The organism is Bifidobacterium sp. wkB338 (assembly GCF_003688325.1).
Lineage (GTDB): Bacteria > Actinomycetota > Actinomycetes > Actinomycetales > Bifidobacteriaceae > Bombiscardovia > Bombiscardovia polysaccharolytica.
Genome location: NZ_NPOR01000038.1, coordinates 121864 through 138708 on the forward strand (window position 1 = coordinate 121864; position 16845 = coordinate 138708).

The window sequence follows — 16845 nt, forward strand, 5'->3', positions numbered from 1 at the left end:
CAAGGAGACATTCCTCCCGACAGGCCTCAGCCGGATCCATGCGCAGCCATGGAGAATCCCGTGGGGATGGGACTCCTCGCTGCACCCGCTATTGTGATTGACAAAATGCGAGCCCAAAACAGGCAACTTTCTTATTAAAGCACGAGGGTTCCCCTAGAAGAATCCGGGCGTGTCGCGCCGCTTCCAGGGGAATCCTCGACTCAATTGCAGCCCTGTCAGACCCGCTGTGAGGCCTCCTGGGCAACATCCTCACCTTGACGGGCGACCCTCATCCGGTGGCCCTCCTCCTGGCTGACCCCATAGTATGCGGCCACGGCGATGTCCTTCATGTCCTCAATCAACGGAATGCGGGGGTTGGCGGGCGTGCACTGGTCCTCATAGGCGCGCATGCCGATCTGATCCAGGGACTGCCAGTAGAGGTCCTCGTCCACTCCGGCTGCCTGGAAGGAGGCATCCATGCCCAAGCGCTCGTCCCTGTAGGATTCAACGGCACAGGCCAAGAGCTCCACACCCTCCTCGGGGGTAGATGATCCGATGCCTAGCACATGGGCCATCTGCCTGTAGCGCTCCGGGGCCACATACTCGCTGTATTTGGGCCAGCTGGTCGGCTCGTCCGGGACCCGTCCGTTGTAGCGGATCACATAGGGCAGGAGGATGGAGTTGGCGCGTCCATGGGCAACATGGCAGAGGGCTCCGATGGTATGCGCCATGCCGTGGCACATGCCCAGGAAGGCCGAACCGAAGGCCATGCCTGCCATGGTCGCCGCATTGTGCATCTTCTCCTGGGCGCGTGTCTTGGCCTCACCGCCGGCAGCGCCCACGGCCGGCTCCAGGTTGTCCCAGATCAGCTTGGCGGCATGCAGGGCCATGGCGTCGGTGTAGTCATTGGCATAGACCGAGACGAAGGCCTCCATGCAGTGGGTCAGAGCATCGAAGCCCGAGTCGCAGGCCAGCCTCTTGGGCTGAGTACGGGCCAGAACCGGATCCACGATGGCCACGCTGGGAGTCAGGGCATAGTCGGTGATGGGGTACTTATAGCCGGTCTTATGGTCGGTGATGACTGCGAATGGGGTGACCTCCGAACCCGTCCCCGAAGAGGTGGGGATACAGACCAGCCTGGCCTTGGTGCCCAAGGGCGGAATCTTGAAGGCCCGTTTGCGGATGTCGAAGAACTTCTCCCGAACATCGGCAAAGGAGATCTCCGGGTGCTCATAGAGCAGCCACATGATCTTGGCTGCGTCCATGGGGCTGCCGCCGCCCACGGCGATGATGGTGTCGGGGCCGAACTCGTCACGCATCATGGTTGCGCCGCGCTCCACCGTCTCGACGCTGGGCTCCGGCTCTACGTAGTCAATGATGCGGAAGGTGACCGGCTCGGACCGGGCGCGCAGCTGATCGATGATCTTGTCGACGATCCCCAGCTGCTCCATAACCTTGTCGCATACGATGACGGCCCGGCGGATGCCGAACATGTCGCGCAGGTAGCGGACTGAGTTGGGCTCGAAGTAGGTCTTGGCCGGCACCTTGAACCACTGCATGTTGTTGTTCCTCCGCGCGATCCGCTTGACGTTGATCAGATTGACCGCCTGAACGTTGCCCGACACCGAGTTGCCGCCGTAGGAGCCGCAGCCCAGGGTCAGGGAGGGGGCGATGGCATTGTAGATGTCGCCGATGCCGCCCAGGGAGCTGGGCTGGTTCCAGACGATCCGGCAGGCGTGCATGCGCTGGCCATACTCGCGCACCAGCCTCTCATCCTCAGTGTGGATGGCTGCCGTGTGCCCGGCACCATAGCGCAGCATCTGCTCGCAGAGGGTGAAACCCTCTTCCTTGTTGCTCGCCTTGAGCACGGCCTGAACCGGAGCCAGCTTCTCCAGGGTCAGAGGTTCCATAGGCCCTACCTGGTCACATTGGGCAGCCAGGATGGTCGCATCCTCGGGTATCTCGAAGCCGGCCTGATGGGCGATGAACTGAGGAGACTTGCCCGGAACCTCGGAGTTGAGCCTGGGAGCAGGGGCATCGGCACCGGCATGAGCCCGCACGCCGAACATGTACTCCTCCAGCTTGGCCTTCTCCTCAGGATTGACGAAGTAAGCCTTGCGCCGCTTCATTTCCTCGATCACACGGTCATGCACATCCTGATGGGCGATGACGGCCTGCTCTGTGGCGCAGATCATGCCGTAGTCGAAATGCTTGGACAGGATAAGGTCGTTGACGGCCCTGGGGACGTTGACCCTGCGGTCCACATATGCCGGGGCATTGCCGGCTCCTACACCCAATGCCGGCTTGCCCGAGGAGTAGGCGGCCTTGACCATGCCAGTGCCGCCGGTGGCCAGAATGGTAGCCACACCGGGATGCTGCATCAGGGCACCGGTGGCCTCGACTGAGGGGTGCTCGATCCACTGGATGCAATCCTGCGGAGCGCCTGCCTCGATGGCGGCGTCGCGGACGATCCGGGCCGCCTCCACCGAGCAGCGCTGGGCGTAGGGGTGGAAACCGAAAACGATGGGACAGCGGGTCTTCAAGGCCAGCAGCGACTTGAAGATGGCAGTCGAGGTGGGGTTGGTCACCGGGGTCACCCCGGCCACGACTCCCACCGGCTCGGCCACCTCGATGATGCCGTCCACGTCGTCTTCGCTGATGATGCCCACGGTGCGCTGCCTGGCCAGGTAGTTGGTCACATGCTCGCAGGCGAAGATGTTCTTGGTGGCCTTGTCCTCCACCAGGCCGCGCCCGGTCTCGTCCACGGCCATCTGCGCCAAATGCAGGTGCTTGTTCAGGGCCGCAATGGATGCCTTGGCCACGATCCGATCCACCTGTTCCTGGTCGAGCTTCTCAAAGGCGCGCAGAGCCGCCTGTGCGCGGACAACTAACGCATCCACCTCCAAGCGGGCCAGCTCACTGCTGTCGGCCGGGCTGCCTTCCCTGCCGACTGGCGGCTCCTTCACTTGATGCTCATGCTTCTGCTTCTGCGTTTCAGCCAAGATATTGGCCCTCCTCATGTTCCACGGATTCCGATCAGGACCAGCAGACAGTCTCCAGACCGTGTAGATCCATAAAAGGCTTCCGTCATAACGTGACGAAAGTCACAATATAGACCCGAGGGGGCACCATTGAGCCCCAGGATGAGCGAACGTTCGCTTGAAGCGTGTCGTGTGGGAATTCGTGGTTTTTCTGGTCATTTTCCGCACCCGAACGTGCGCTTTGCCGTTCGCTTCAGACTGGACCTGCCAGGCATGAATCCAGGCATGAAAAAATCCCCAAGGTCCATGAGAACCTCGGGGATCAAAGAAACTGAGAACGTCAGCGCTTGGAGAACTGCGGGGCGCGACGGGCCTTGTGCAGACCAGCCTTCTTGCGCTCCACCACGCGGGCGTCACGGGTCAGGAACCCGGCCTTCTTCAAGGCAGGACGGTTGGCGTCCCTATCGATGGCGTTCAAGGCGCGTGCAACGCCCAGCCGGACTGCGCCGGCCTGGCCGGTCACGCCGCCGCCATCGACGCGAACAACCACGTCGAACTTGTTCTCGAGCTTGAGCAGCACGATAGGCGAGTTGACCTCGCGCTGGTGCAGCTTGCTGGGGAAGTACTCCTCCAGGGTGTGCCCGTTGATGCTCCACTTGCCGGAGCCCGGGATCAGACGAACGCGGGCGACTGCCTCCTTGCGGCGGCCAGTACCGTAGCCCGGTTCGATTGCGGAGGTGCCGGTGCCCGCACCGGCGTTGGTCTCGGAAGTGTAGGAAGCGCTGGTCTCCTCGGCCTCAAGAACCGCGGAGCTGTTGTTGTTTTCAGCCATGGTGATTATCTCCTCTGGTCCTACTTGGCCTGCTGGGCGACCTGATGGATCTTGTACTCAATGGGCTGCTGCGAGGTGTGAGGATGCTCCTCGCCTGCGAAGACCCGCAGCCTGGTCAGCTGGACCTTGGCCAGCTTGTTCTTGGGCAGCATGCCTTTGACCGCCGTCATGATGATGCGCTCTGGGTTGTGCTCCATCAACTGCCCGTAAGAGTCGCGACGCAGGCCGCCGGGACGACCGGAGTGAGTGTAGAGCACCTTGTCGTTCTTGTTGCCCGTCAGCACCATCTTGGAGGCGTTGATGACGATGACGTTGTTGCCGGAGTCGGCGTAGGGCGCATAGGTGGGCTTGTTCTTGCCGCGCAGCAGATCGGCCACCTGAGCTGCCAGGCGCCCCAGCACCACACCGGAGGCGTCGACGATATACCAGTCATGTGTCAGATCGGCTGGTTTCGGGGTGAAAGTCTTCACGATTCAACCTTTTCCTTGCATTGTGTTTCAGGCTCTCCGCGCCGCATGCTGCCATGCCGGCCGAAAGCCATGTATTCCGTGGGCTCCCTTAAAGTCCTAGACGGCGAGTGGGAAAAGCGCTTTGAGGACCCCTTAGGGAAACACAACAATCCATTATTGTAACGCCTGTATGCCGTTCGTCAAAATTCGCGTCCGCTCCTGTCTCAACGGGAGGCAGCCGCCCGTGCCACCTGACCGTCCGGGTCCTTGCTCAGGGCCTCAAGGGTCGCCTGTCCCGTGTTGGGATTCAGGGCCACGGCCCGGCGCACCATGGCGGCCAGCACATGGGGGGCATCCTGCTCCGCGCGGGTGCCCAAAGCTCCCAGGAAGTCTAGTGTCTCGGCATCGGTTCGTTCGTCCTGGGCGCCTTCCAGACGCATTTTCCAGGAGGTCATAGGGTTGGTCAGCGCGGCAGCCCTGACTCCGGCGTCGTCATCCTTGGTGAGCAAACCTGCCAGCCAGTTCTTGTCGTCCTTGTTGGCGGCCACCGCCCGGCGGACCTCGGAGCTGGAATCCTGGGAGAGCTTGACCAGAATGTTGGGAAAGGGCATGGTCTGCGCCAGGTAGACCCTGTCCTCCACCGGCGTGTGTTCATTGCCAGCCACCGCCTCCAGCAATGCCGTGAAGCGGGAGAAAGCAGCCTGGTCTGACCTGTCGGGCAGTGGACTGCGGGCGAATTCGTGCAGCTCGGCCGTATCCGTGGAGTGCCTGAGCCTTTCATAGAATACGGTCAGGGCCTCATGGGGCTTGCCGGCTGACGGAGGTTCGGTTTCCGGTTGGTCCTGAGGATTGGTCATGCGGCCAGCTTAGGTCGCCTCCTTGATATCAGACTCGGCCCGGAATCCCCTCTAGCATGGAGATAGCGCAGGAACCGAGGAGACGATAGACATAGGAGGCAAACCGATTTGCTCACCATATTGGATACGCCGCAGAAACCGGCCACAGGCTCTCTGACCGAGCGGAAGTCCGAGTTCATCGGCCAGGCCTGCCATGTGGAGGACCAAGATGCGGCCATGGCCTTCGTCCAAGAGGTCCGCTTACAGCATCCCAAAGCCCGGCACGTCTGCCACTGCGCGATCTGGGGACCCGAGGGCCGCACCAGCGAGCGCATGAGCGATGACGGAGAACCCTCAGGAACGGCCGGCAAGCCCATACTTGAGGTCATGCGTCGACAGGGACTGACCGATTGCGTCCTGACCGTGACCCGATACTTCGGGGGGATCCTTCTGGGATCAGGGGGGTTGATCCGAGCCTATTCCTCAGCAGCCTCCCTGGCACTCAAGGCAGCAAGATCGGCACGCGTGCTCCCGACGGAGCGCTTCATGATCACCGTGGACTACCCGGAGTACGACTCCCTCCGCCGTCTGATCCGCACCTCTGGGGGACACATGGAAAGCGAGGACTTCACTGACCGGGTGCGACTGACCTACGACCTGGAGCCCACGGCGGTGCCAGCCTTCAATGGTCGGCTGGACGACCTTCTGCAGGGCCGTGTCCAGCCCAGTGCACTGGGTGAAGGCCGCAGACTGATTCCCCTGTCCGGAGACCAAGCTCCATCTAGCACATGATCGGAGGGAGGTGGCATGCAGCCATTGCCTAGTTGTGCTTTGCTCTGCCAGACAGGCTTATGCCAGGCACCATCGGGTCCGCCACTCACAGATTTGGATCCTCCCAGGCCGAATCCCTGCAAAGGACAAGGGATTAGACACCAATGGCAATAAATAAGACCGGTGATCGTGCAAAATCAACAATCACCGGCCATCAGGCGGAGACGAGGAGATTCGAACTCCTGGACCGCTTGCGCAGTCAACACCTTAGCAGGGTGCCCCTTTCGGCCACTCAGGCACGTCTCCATGCTGGCTCCCGATCTGGGACCTTAGTCCTACAGTTTTCGAGAACAAAACAATAGAATACCATGATTGACTGACCTGACTCGCCGGAGCAACAGAATCGGATGAGGCAGAGACATATCTATCCATTTTTCATGGATAAAAACCAGAATATTGAATCTTTTCTAAGAATTTACATTCGAGAATAATTTATCGCATGTTCCTCCGGGGGCCCCTTCTATCATGGAGCCATGAGTACCGCACCAAGGCTTGCAGCCGCCAAGAAGGACTGGGGACATGACGAGACCGGCTGCACGGTGCTGCACATTGACATGGATGCTTTCTACGCCTCTTGTGAGGTTGCACGACACCCGCAATTGCAGGGAAGGCCGGTCATTATCGGCACCGGGCAGCGTTCGGTGGTGTCGGCGGCCAGCTATGAGGCCAGAGCCTTTGGCGTCAACTCGGCCATGCCCCTGGCACGCGCCAAGCGACTGTGCCCTCAAGGGGTCTTCCTCCCGGTCGACATGACTTATTATCGGGGCATTTCACGACGGATATTTGATACGGTTTTCTCACAAATCACCGATCAGATCGAGCAGGTCTCCGTAGACGAATGCTACATGGACGTGTCCGGGGCGCTCATGCGCTGGGGTATGCCCACAGCCATAGCCCGGTGGATTCGAGCCAGCGTGGCACGCCAATTCCACGTGACCTGCTCGGTGGGCATCGCCACCAACAAGCTGGTAGCCAAGATGGCCTCCACCAATGCCAAGCCTGACGGCATGCTGCTGATCCCCAAGGCCCGGCAGGCCGAGTTCGTCCAGCTGATGCCCCTGCGCGGCATCCCCGGCATCGGACCGGCCCTGGAAAAGCGACTCAACGCCTGGGCCATCAAAGATGTGGCCGACTTGGCCACCATGAGCGAGCGGGATCTGGCTCGGGCCACAGGTTCGACCGTCACAGCACGGATGCTGGCACAGGCCTCCCACGGCCTGGACGACGATCCGGTCAAGCCACGAGCACCTGAGAAATCCCTGGGCGCGGAACGCACCTTCCTGCACGACACCACCAGCATGAAGCAGGTCTGCGACCTCCTGCGCGCCTGCAGCGACGAGGTGGCCACCGGACTGCGAGCGCATGACCTGATCGCTCGGACCATCACCGTCAAACTGCGCTTTGATGACCTGCGCTATATGACCAAGGCCCATACCCTGGAGACACCGGTCAACTCAGCCAATCGCATCTATCCGCAGGCTGTCGGACTGCTCAAGGCCATGCTGGGGCTGCCCGAGGGTGTTCCCATGGACACCTCCCTGCCCAGGCTGATCCGCCTAGCCGGTGTCAGCGCATCCGGTCTGAGCCGTGTGGAAGATACCCCCATCCAGCCATCCTTGGACGACATCATGCGCGAGAGCAAACGTCACACCGGCAGCGAGTCCCAGCGCCTGGATCAGGCAGAGGCCACCATGGACTCCATCAGGAACCGCTACGGCAAGGGTTCGGTCAGCATGGGTCTCTAAGCGCCTGTATGCAAACGATCCAGGGCCAGCTCCAACTGGTCGTCGGATATGGTGGACGAGAATCGCAAACGGTGACTATCCCCGTAGAACTCCCCAGGACTGGCCAGAATCCCCATACGGGCCAGGTCGGCCATATCGGCCCAGCAATCGCCCGAACGGGCTTGCGCCCAGATATAAAGTCCACCCTGTGGCATGACGGCATCGTATCCGTAAGATGTCAGAGCTTGAGCCAAGGCCCGAAGACGACGGGCGTAGATCTCGCGCTGGGCCATAACAGCCTCTCCGTCCTCCAAAGCGGCTCGCATGGCCCGCTGTACCGGACCTGGCACAATCAGTCCCACCTGCTTGCGATAGGCGGTCATGACCTTCACCAGATGAGCATCGCCGGCCACGAGGGCCGCCCTGTACCCGGCCATGTTGGACTGCTTGCTCATCGAATACAGACAGAGTATGCCGCTGGCATCGCCGCCACAGACTTCAGGTTCCAGGATGCAGGGTGAGGCCGGGATCGGCGCATTCTGCCCGACTTGGGTATGTTCTGACCAATCCAGCATGGCATAGCACTCGTCACTCAAGACCGTGGCCCCTATAGAACGAGCCGCCCGTACGATCTTAGCCAACCCGGCTCGGTCAATGACCTGCCCACTGGGGTTGCCTGGCGAATTGATCCATACTGCTCGCACGCCAGGCAGATCCACCCATGAATCCGTATCAACAGGATCATCCACGGTCGTCACCTGGGCTCCAGCCAGCTGGGTTCCGATGGCATAAGTGGGATAGGATACCTTCGGCTGCACCACCCGGTCCCCCGGTCCCAGATGCAGGAGGGAGGCCATGAGTGCCACCGCTTCCTTGGACCCGACCGTAGGCACCAGATCCGCGCCCACGGCATCAAGATCGACCCCACGGCGATGACGGAACCAGTCGGTCGCAGCCTGCCTCAGGAGACCATCACCGGCAGTTTTTGGATAGCCTCGCGCCTGGCCATCATCCGCAGCCGCCGCCAAGGCCTCCTTGACCGACCTGGGCACAGAATCCACCGGTGAACCCACCGAGAGGTCGACCAGACCGCCGGGGCACTGCTCAGCACGCCGCCGGTAAGATTCAATCCTTGACCAATCATAGGGGGATTCGAACGAGTGAAAACCCATGGCCCGCCTTTCTCTTATAAATAAGCCGCGGTGGGATGGCTCCCTTCCGCGGCTCGTCAGCCTTAATCGACTACTTGTTGGGTGGCAGTGCTGCAACACCCTCCGGATCGTGATCATAGGGGCCGACCGCGGCAGCACCGCCGGCATCCCCCACCTGGGCGAAGAAATCAGTCGCTGCGTCCTTATACCAAGTCCACTCCTCGGGCAGATCGTCCTCGTAGAAGATGGCCTCCACCGGGCAGACCGGCTCGCAGGCGCCGCAGTCCACGCACTCGTTGGGGTTGATGTAGAGCGAACGGACGCCCTCGTAGATGCAGTCCACCGGGCATTCGTCCACGCAGGCCTTGTCCTTGACGTCCACGCAGGGCTGAGCGATGACGTAGGTCATGGGTTACCTCCTGAGTATGCGAGTACTCACCTTACACTCCAGCGCCGACGCTCCAGGTCAGTCCAGACCAGCCTGAGTGGCCTCGGATATCTTCCCGCTGAGCTGATGGCGACCGAGCAGGGAGTGCCGGTAGGAATAGCCGAAGTAGATGGCCAGGCCTGCAGCCAACCAGACCACGAACCGGATCCAGGTCAGTACGGTCAGGTTGAGCATGAGCCAGAGGCAGGCCAGAGCAATCAGAATGGGGACCCAGGGGTTGCCGGGCATCTTGAAGGATCGGGGCAGATCCGGCCGACGCTTGCGCATGATGGGCAGAGAAATGGCCACAAGCAGGAATGCCGAAAGCGTGCCGATATTGACCATGTCGGACAAGACGTCTATAGGGAAACAGGAGGCCACCACGGCCACCACGATGCCACCCAGGATCTGGATGCGGGCAGGCGTGCCATGACGGCCGGTTCGGGACAGGGCACGGGGAAGAAGCCCGTCGCGACTCATGGCGAAGACGATGCGGGTCAGCCCTAGCAGGAGCACCATAACCACAGTGGTCAGACCCACCACGATGCCGAAGGAGATGATCTTGGCGGCCCAAGGAGCCCCTACCATCTCAAAACCGGTTGCCAGGGATGGGTTCTTGGCCTTGGCCAGATCCTTGTAGGAGACCATGCCGGTGGTGACGATGGCGACCAGGATGTACAGGGTGATGACAATCAGCATGCCCAGACCGATTCCGCGGGGAATGGTCTTGTGGGGCTCCTTGGCCTCCTCGGATGTTGTGGCGACGATATCGAAGCCTACGAAGGCGAAGAAGACCAGGGCGGCGCCTGAGAGGATGCCGGGGACACCGTAGATGGTGGGCTGCATGCCGGAAACCCACTGCCAGAGCGGCTGACCCATGATTCCTGGCACGCTGGCCCCTGGAACGGCCGAAGCGGGCTCGGAAGGCGGGATGAAGGGCCGGTAGTTGTCCAACTTGACATAGAAGAAGCCCACCACAATGACGAAGACCACGATGCCGATCTTGAGGACGGTCAAGGCGCCGTCGAACCGGGCCGAGAGCTTGGTACCCAGAACCAGAAGAACCGTGAAGAGGGTGACGACCGCCAGCGGGGCCAGGTCCACATCCAGGCCGCCCAGATGGAAGCTGGAGCTGAATGAGGTGCCCCCCATCAGATGGATGAAGTCATTCAGGTAGACGCCCCAGTACTTGGAGATGACCGAGGCGGCCATGAGCATCTCCAGAATCAGGTCCCAGCCGATGATCCAAGCCACCAGTTCGCCTATGGTGTTGTAGGTGAAGGTGTAGGCCGAGCCTGAAACCGGGATCATGGAGGCGAACTCCGCGTAGCACATGACGGCCGCTGCGCAGACAATGCCTGCGATGACGAAGGAGATGATGACGGCCGGCCCCGCATGGAAGGCCGCCGCCTGGGCCCCCACCGAGAAGATGCCAGCGCCCACGGCCACTGCGACGGCCATAATGGCCAGGTCCCAGGTGGTCAGCGTCCGCTTAAGCGACCTACCCTCCTCCCCGGTCTCCGCCAGGGTCTGTTCAACGGATTTCTTTCTGAATAATTCCATCCTGCTCCCAATCGTGACTTATTGTGCCGCAAACTCCTCCGGCCCATCACTATAGGAGATAGGGGCACACAACTCCGGACTTTGCTCATTTCGGGATATTACCTTCGGCATATTACCCGCTGGCAAGCCTTCCGGAATCGACAACTTGATCAAGGCACAGTAATCCGCCAATAGGCAACAAAGCACCCCAGCCATTTCGACCAGGGTGCCCATTGGGTGCAACCCGCACTCTATTCAGTCGGGCCATCCTTGAATATGGCAATGTCCTGCATGCCGTTACGCTCATTGCAGGTCTGCTCACCGTTGACCACTGCAAGGACTTTCTTACGAAAATCGTTGAAAACCTGATCCCCGGGCTCATCCAAAAGACGGCCGGCGTCGAAGTCAATCCAACGATGCTTCTTGGTGGCCAGAGGCGTGTTGGTAGCTACTTTCACAGTAGGCACGAAAGTTCCGAAGGGAGTGCCCCGGCCAGTAGTGAAGAGGACCACTTGCGCTCCGGCCGCAGCCATTCCCGTACTGGAGACAAGGTCGTTGCCTGGCGTCTGCAGCAGGGAGAGCCCAGGTCTGGAGATATGGTCGCCATAGTTGAGCACCTCCTCGACCTCGCAACGACCGCCTTTGCGGATGCAACCCAAGGATTTATCCTCCAGAGTGGTGATTCCGCCTTTCTTGTTGCCAGGAGAGGGATTGTCGGATATGACTTCGCCGTATTTGCGGAAGAACCCCTTGAAATTGTTGATAAGGTCGACGATATCATGGAAGACCTGCTCGTCGTGTGCCTGGCTCATCAGGACCTGCTCGGCCCCGAACATTTCAGGGACCTCGGCCAGGACCACGGAACCGCCCTGAGTAACCACCCATTCAGCGAACCGGCCGACCAGCGGGTTGGCCGTGATGCCTGACATTCCATCGGACCCGCCGCACTTAACACTGACCTTGAGTTCGGACAGTGGCACCTCTTCACGGTGATCACCTTTGGCCGCCTCGTTAATCTGGTCCAGGAGGGCATCGGCCTCGTCCAGCTCGTCCTCCACATCCTGGCATACGATCCAACGAACCCGGTTCGTGTCATACTCGCCCAGGGTGCTCAGCATGTCCTCCATCTGATTGTTTTCACACCCCAGACCAACGAGGAGCACACCCCCAGCGTTGGGATGGGTGGCGATGTCCTGAAGACAACGCCTGGTGTAGACCAGATCGCCTCCGAGTTGGGAGCATCCATAAGGATGACGCGCCACAATCACCGAGTCAAAAGATCCGTTGTCAGGATGGCGGGCTGAAAAAGACCGTGCCATGGCGTTGCACAGACTATTGATGCAACCTACGGTTGGGACGATATAGAGGTCGTTACGGATGCCCACCTTACCTGTGGCGCGCCGATATCCATGGAAAGTCCCAGTCGGACTGCCCGGCTTGACCGTGTCGGTAACCGGCTGATAACGGTAAGTCAGGTCGGCGCCCAGGTTGGTGGCCAGATTGTGCGTGTGGACCCATTGTCCTGTGGTGATAGCCTCCTTGGCATGGCCGATGGCATAGCCATACTTGATGACGTCCTCACCCTTGGAAATGTCCTGAAGCGCTAGTTTGTGTCCACGGGGAATTTGGTCAAGCACCGTCACTTCGCCACGACCCTCTACCAGGACACTTTCGCCGGGCTCCAGATTCCTGGCAGCGACAGCCACCATATCCGTAGGATTAAGCAGGATTGTGTCCTGACCGGTCCGCGCCGGTATATCGTTGATATAGTCATGCTTCAAACCAGTGGCTTTACCGTCGCCGCAGGTGGAGACGAATCCTGTGGAACCGCCCTCTGGAATCATGCAATGCCTCTTTGCCTCACTCATACTTTCAAGCTAACGAGCCTTCTAAGATACCGGTCACTTTGTTGCCAACCTTTGCGCAGCAAATGAAGAACGCCAGCCCCCTAAGGATTCCTGCAACAGAAGCCAGAAGGCGCCGTCCTTACGAATGGTAAGCAGACCATGCTGAGGCTGATCCTTGACCTTGAAGGAGAACTTGGCCCCATCCGCGCTCTACGATAAAGCACCAGAGTCTCGTCCAGCGTAACGCCTTGCTCGGTGGAACCCTGAACATCCACAGTGATCGGCGTGGCCGGTGATGGCGTAGGCAAGACAGAGTCAGGCCAAATCGTGGACCCGAGAGCCATCTTGCCCGACACCCTTGTTGTCTGCGAATCGACCTGTCCGCTGCACAATCGTATAGCGCAAGTCAACCCTGCCGACTACTTGGGCCTTAGCTCTCAAAAAGGGCCAGGGCGTTCTCGTAGGAGACTGCACGGACCAGAGGAGCCAGATACTCCTTGTCATCAGGTATGACGCCCTGGGCGGCCCAGTCGCCCAAGAGCCCGCAAAGCACTCTGCGGAAGAGCTCATGCCTGGGGAAGGACAGGAAGCTGCGGGAGTCCGTGGTCATTCCTACCGCATTGCCCAGGAGCGAGGTTTCAGCCAAAACTTCGAGCTGCCGACGCATCCCGGTGACGGTGTCGTTAAACCACCAGGCATTGCCCAACTGAAGCTGGCCCCGATCATCGCCTCCGAAGCAGCCTAAATCAGTGGCTATGGCCATATAGTCGTTGGGATTGAGGGAATAGACGATGGTTCTGGGCAAAATGTTCGAACTCTGCGCCTGGTCAAGCAGGGCGGCAAGGGGGGCGGCAACCGAATTGTCGGCCATCGAATCGTAACCCGTGTCGGCTCCAAGCTTTCGGAAAGCCGTCGAGTTGTTGTTGCGGCTGGCCTGAAGATGCAGCTGCATGGTCCAGCCCTTGTCCTTGTAGATTCGCATCAGCTCAAGAAGGAGAGCCGCACGATATTGGGCCTGTTCATGCCTGTCCAGGTCTAGTCCGGCCCTGGCCTTGCTGAAAATGGCATCCAGATTCTCAACAGTCGCCGGAGTGAATTCCACCACATCGACAGCATGGTCTGAGAGTCTGGAACCATGCTGGTGGAAGTACTCCACCCGATCACGCAGAGCGTCGACCAGTCCGCTGAAGTCATTGATCGGCTTGCCACAGACCGACTCCATTGTGCCGATCCAATCGCCATACCCTTCGGCGGTCGGATTCAGGGCCGCATCCGGACGGAAGGCAGGAATCATCCTAAAAGACTCCCCCTCCTTGGCGAATTGATCGTGATACTCCAGATTATCCTCAGGGGAATCCGTGGTGCAGACGATCTTGACGTTCATGCGACGCAGAAGTGCTCTTCGCGAGAAGTCCGGGGTGGCCAGCTGTTCATTCGTCTGATCAAAGATGGACTTGGCGGTCTTGGTGGTCAGGGGTTCGCGGATGCCGAAGTACCTCTGCAGCTCCATGTGCGTCCACAGATAGACTGGGCTACCCACAGCCTGTTCCATGGTCTGGGCATAAGCCATAAATTTGTCCCAGGGGTCCCCGTCTCCGGTGATCAACCGTTCCGGAATGCCATTGGCCCTCTCCAGCCGCCACTTATAATGGTCTCCATAATTGTGACCATCTGTCAGCCAAGCATCGACAATATTATCGAAGTTGGGATCCTCATAGATCTCCTTGGCGTGCAAATGGCAGTGATAATCCACCAGAGGAAGATTCTCAGCCACCTCATGGAACAACTCCCGAGACAATTGCGTCCTGAGAAGAAAATCGTCATCCAGGAAAGCCACTACAAACTCCTTAGTCGAAAACGGCAAGTCCGGCATTCGAATTTCCGTCATGCCCAAAATTCCCCTGTACAGACCAACGGACAGGCGAAACAGTCACACGATCGGAACTCACATATACCATGAGTCAGCCTATGCGCGCTTGAAAAGAGACGGTCTCGATGTTGCCATGATTTGTCGAAACCTTCCCTGATCAGGAACCTGACGTAGCCTTACCCGTGCTTTCCCGGACGATCAGGCGAGAGGGAATCATGATGCTCTGCGCCAGATTGGTTCGGCCATTCAGCCGATCCAGAAGAATGCCGGCTGCTGTCTTACCCAGTTTGGGCGGGGTGTTACCCACGCTGGACAATGGCGGATCACTGACCTGCGCCATAGTGTCATTGTCGAATCCGATGATCACATAGTCGTCCGGGCAGCGAATACCCTGACGACGCATGGCAGCCATGAAACCCAAGGCCATCAGATCATTGTGGGCAATGACGGCGCCTGTAGGATCATTCAGGTACTGCTTGGCCAGGGCATACCCTCCGACGAAGGTGGGAAGACCCGGCCAAATTCGTCGAACAGTCACCCCACGCTTGCGAAACTCTTCGCAGGTGTGATTCCACCTGACTCCCACCGACCATGACGAAGAGGGCCCATCCAGATAGGTCACTCGAGAAAACCCCATGGAAACCAGTAGCTCTGCGGCCTGACGGATACCAGTGCCAATATCGATGGCCACACTGGGCACCCCACGCACGGTCCGGTTAACCACGACGATGGGCCTGGTCTGGGCGCACTTGCGGATCATGGCATCAGGCATTCTCGAGGAGGTCAGAATTACCCCGTCCACATAAGCGGCGATCTTGTTGAAAGCCGCCCGCTCTCTGCTGGCACTTTCCTCGGATTCAGCGACGATAAGGGCAAATCCAGCCAGGTTGAACTCGTGCTGTACAGAACGGATGATGTCAGAGAAGAACTGGTTGGCGATGTCCGGAACGATGATGGCAATCATGCCCCGCAACGTCCTGGACGGAACCGTATCGACCGGCTCCGTATAGTACCCCAGTGCGTCGGCTGCAGCGAATATCCGCTTGGTTGTGGCCGCACTGACCCTATCAGGCCGAGCGAATGCCCTCGATACCGTGGAGGGCGAGACGCCGGCCTTGTCAGCCACCTCTCTGATTGTCACGCGCCCGGAACGGTTATGACCGCTCATGACCGAGATTCCTTCGCTGCCCTGTTTCGATCCACAGGTTTGATCGACCTGGCACCCGTGCTCTGCCTGATGACCAGACGGGCCGGAACCGTCGGGGCTACGGACAGGTTGGCTCCGGAAAGACGCTGCATAAGAAGGTCGGCAGCCCCCCGCCCGAGGACTGAAAGGGACATATGAATGGTGGTCAGAGGCGGACTGCTCACCATGGACATGGTGTCGTTGTCGAACCCGATGACAGAGATATCACGAGGGCACTCGCAACCAAGCCGTCTGAGGGCCGCAATCAGGCCGATTGCCATCAGATCATTATGAGCGATGACCGCTCCTGTAGGGTCGTCCATATACTTCTCTGCGAAGGAATAGCCTCCGTAAAAGGTAGGAGCGCAAGGCAGCGAACGTTTGACGCTCATCCCCTTGGCGTCGCATTCATTGAAGATATGCCGCCACCGGATGCCTCCCGACCATGAGGCCGCCGGACCATCCAAATAGGTGAGACTCCGATAACCCAATGAGTACAGGTAGTCGACCGCTTGACAGGCCCCCTTGGCCACGTCGATGCTGATGCTGGATACGCCACGAACGTCACGGTTGACGCTGACCAAAGGACGCAGCTGGGCGCACTTGCGGATCATGGCATCGGGCATCCTTGGGGAGACCAGGATGATTCCCGAGACCACGGGAGCGACCGTATCGACGATCCTGCGCTCCCGGGTGATGGACTCCCGGGTATCAAGAATCAGGGTTTCAAAGCGCAAGCGTTCGCACTCGTCCTGGATGTTGCGAATAACACCGGTGAAAAACTGATTGCCCAGGTCGGGCACGATGACCGCAACCAGCCCCCGGCCCTGCGAGCCTGACCGGCTGTCGACGATATCGCTGTGATAGCCCAGTTCATCAGCGACCTTCTGAACCATTCGAGCCGTAGAAATACTGACCCGATCCGGGCGCGAGAAGGTACGCGAGACCGTTGAGGGGGACACCCCGGCCTGACGAGCCACATCATATATGGTGATATGGCGGTTGTCCGTGGAGGCATCGCCACCCGAATCTGCTCCGGTCTTCATCTATTCGTATCAGCCTTCCTTGGTCTGCCCCATATCGCATGAAATACACGCCAACGGTGCCGAGCACTTCCAGCTTCCAAGTATAAGTGACTTCCCAGTCCTGTAGCAGCCGACAGCAGTCTGATGAGAAACAAACTGCAACTA

13 protein-coding genes and 1 tRNA gene are annotated in these 16845 nt (G+C 59.6%); 2 read left to right on the forward strand and 12 right to left on the reverse strand.

Annotation, left to right across the window (positions count from 1 at the left end; translation table 11 throughout):
* Nucleotides 1-215: 215 nt before the first annotated feature.
* The 4 genes from adhE to CI603_RS07325 form a co-directional block, all read right to left on the reverse strand.
* Entirely contained in the window at nt 216-2945 is a 2730-nt protein-coding gene (gene adhE, locus CI603_RS07310) for a bifunctional acetaldehyde-CoA/alcohol dehydrogenase (protein ID WP_183122284.1), read from the reverse strand.
* Between the two features lie 355 nt (nt 2946-3300).
* Nucleotides 3301-3792 carry a 30S ribosomal protein S9 gene (gene rpsI / locus CI603_RS07315; protein WP_046323306.1) on the reverse strand — a complete coding sequence of 164 codons (492 nt, stop codon included), beginning with the start codon at nt 3790-3792 and terminating at the stop codon, nt 3301-3303.
* Nucleotides 3793-3812: 20 nt separating this feature from the next.
* On the reverse strand, nt 3813-4262 hold the full coding sequence (gene rplM, locus CI603_RS07320) for a 50S ribosomal protein L13 (RefSeq protein WP_046323307.1): 450 nt from the start codon (nt 4260-4262) through the stop codon (nt 3813-3815).
* A gap of 203 nt (nt 4263-4465) precedes the next feature.
* Nucleotides 4466-5098: an AbrB family transcriptional regulator gene (locus tag CI603_RS07325; protein ID WP_046323308.1), complete on the reverse strand. Its 633-nt coding sequence runs from the start codon at nt 5096-5098 to the stop codon at nt 4466-4468.
* 108 nt (nt 5099-5206) lie between these two features.
* Here CI603_RS07325 and CI603_RS07330 point away from each other — a divergent pair, with 108 nt between their 5' ends.
* On the forward strand, nt 5207-5869 hold the full coding sequence (locus CI603_RS07330) for a YigZ family protein (RefSeq protein WP_121913605.1): 663 nt from the start codon (nt 5207-5209) through the stop codon (nt 5867-5869).
* Between the two features lie 198 nt (nt 5870-6067).
* Here CI603_RS07330 and CI603_RS07335 read toward each other — a convergent pair.
* A tRNA-Ser gene (locus tag CI603_RS07335) sits at nt 6068-6154 on the reverse strand.
* 227 nt (nt 6155-6381) lie between these two features.
* Between CI603_RS07335 and dinB the strand changes: the two genes are divergently transcribed.
* Nucleotides 6382-7653: a DNA polymerase IV gene (dinB, locus tag CI603_RS07340; RefSeq protein ID WP_110425736.1), complete on the forward strand. Its 1272-nt coding sequence runs from the start codon at nt 6382-6384 to the stop codon at nt 7651-7653.
* Here dinB and dapC read toward each other — a convergent pair.
* The 7 genes from dapC to CI603_RS07380 all read right to left on the reverse strand — a co-directional run bounded on the left by dapC (nt 7650) and on the right by CI603_RS07380 (nt 16701).
* Nucleotides 7650-8804: a succinyldiaminopimelate transaminase gene (dapC, locus tag CI603_RS07345; RefSeq protein WP_121913606.1), complete on the reverse strand. Its 1155-nt coding sequence runs from the start codon at nt 8802-8804 to the stop codon at nt 7650-7652. The genes dinB and dapC overlap by 4 nt on opposite strands.
* Nucleotides 8805-8874: 70 nt before the next feature.
* A complete protein-coding gene (gene fdxA, locus CI603_RS07350; RefSeq protein ID WP_015022367.1) occupies nt 8875-9192 on the reverse strand; it encodes a ferredoxin in 318 nt (105 codons plus the stop codon).
* A gap of 57 nt (nt 9193-9249) precedes the next feature.
* Nucleotides 9250-10773, reverse strand: coding sequence for an amino acid permease (locus tag CI603_RS07355; RefSeq protein WP_046323312.1), 1524 nt, complete (start codon nt 10771-10773; stop codon nt 9250-9252).
* 230 nt (nt 10774-11003) lie between these two features.
* Nucleotides 11004-12596 carry a UxaA family hydrolase gene (locus CI603_RS07365; protein ID WP_220702268.1) on the reverse strand — a complete coding sequence of 531 codons (1593 nt, stop codon included), beginning with the start codon at nt 12594-12596 and terminating at the stop codon, nt 11004-11006.
* A gap of 433 nt (nt 12597-13029) precedes the next feature.
* Nucleotides 13030-14487 (reverse strand): glucuronate isomerase, encoded by a 1458-nt coding sequence (gene uxaC, locus CI603_RS07370; RefSeq protein ID WP_259465512.1) that lies wholly within the window; start codon nt 14485-14487, stop codon nt 13030-13032.
* Nucleotides 14488-14626: 139 nt separating this feature from the next.
* A complete protein-coding gene (locus CI603_RS07375; protein WP_121913609.1) occupies nt 14627-15637 on the reverse strand; it encodes a LacI family DNA-binding transcriptional regulator in 1011 nt (336 codons plus the stop codon).
* A complete protein-coding gene (locus CI603_RS07380; protein WP_121913610.1) occupies nt 15634-16701 on the reverse strand; it encodes a LacI family DNA-binding transcriptional regulator in 1068 nt (355 codons plus the stop codon). Before CI603_RS07380 ends, CI603_RS07375 begins: the two co-directional genes overlap by 4 nt.
* Nucleotides 16702-16845: the final 144 nt, after the last annotated feature.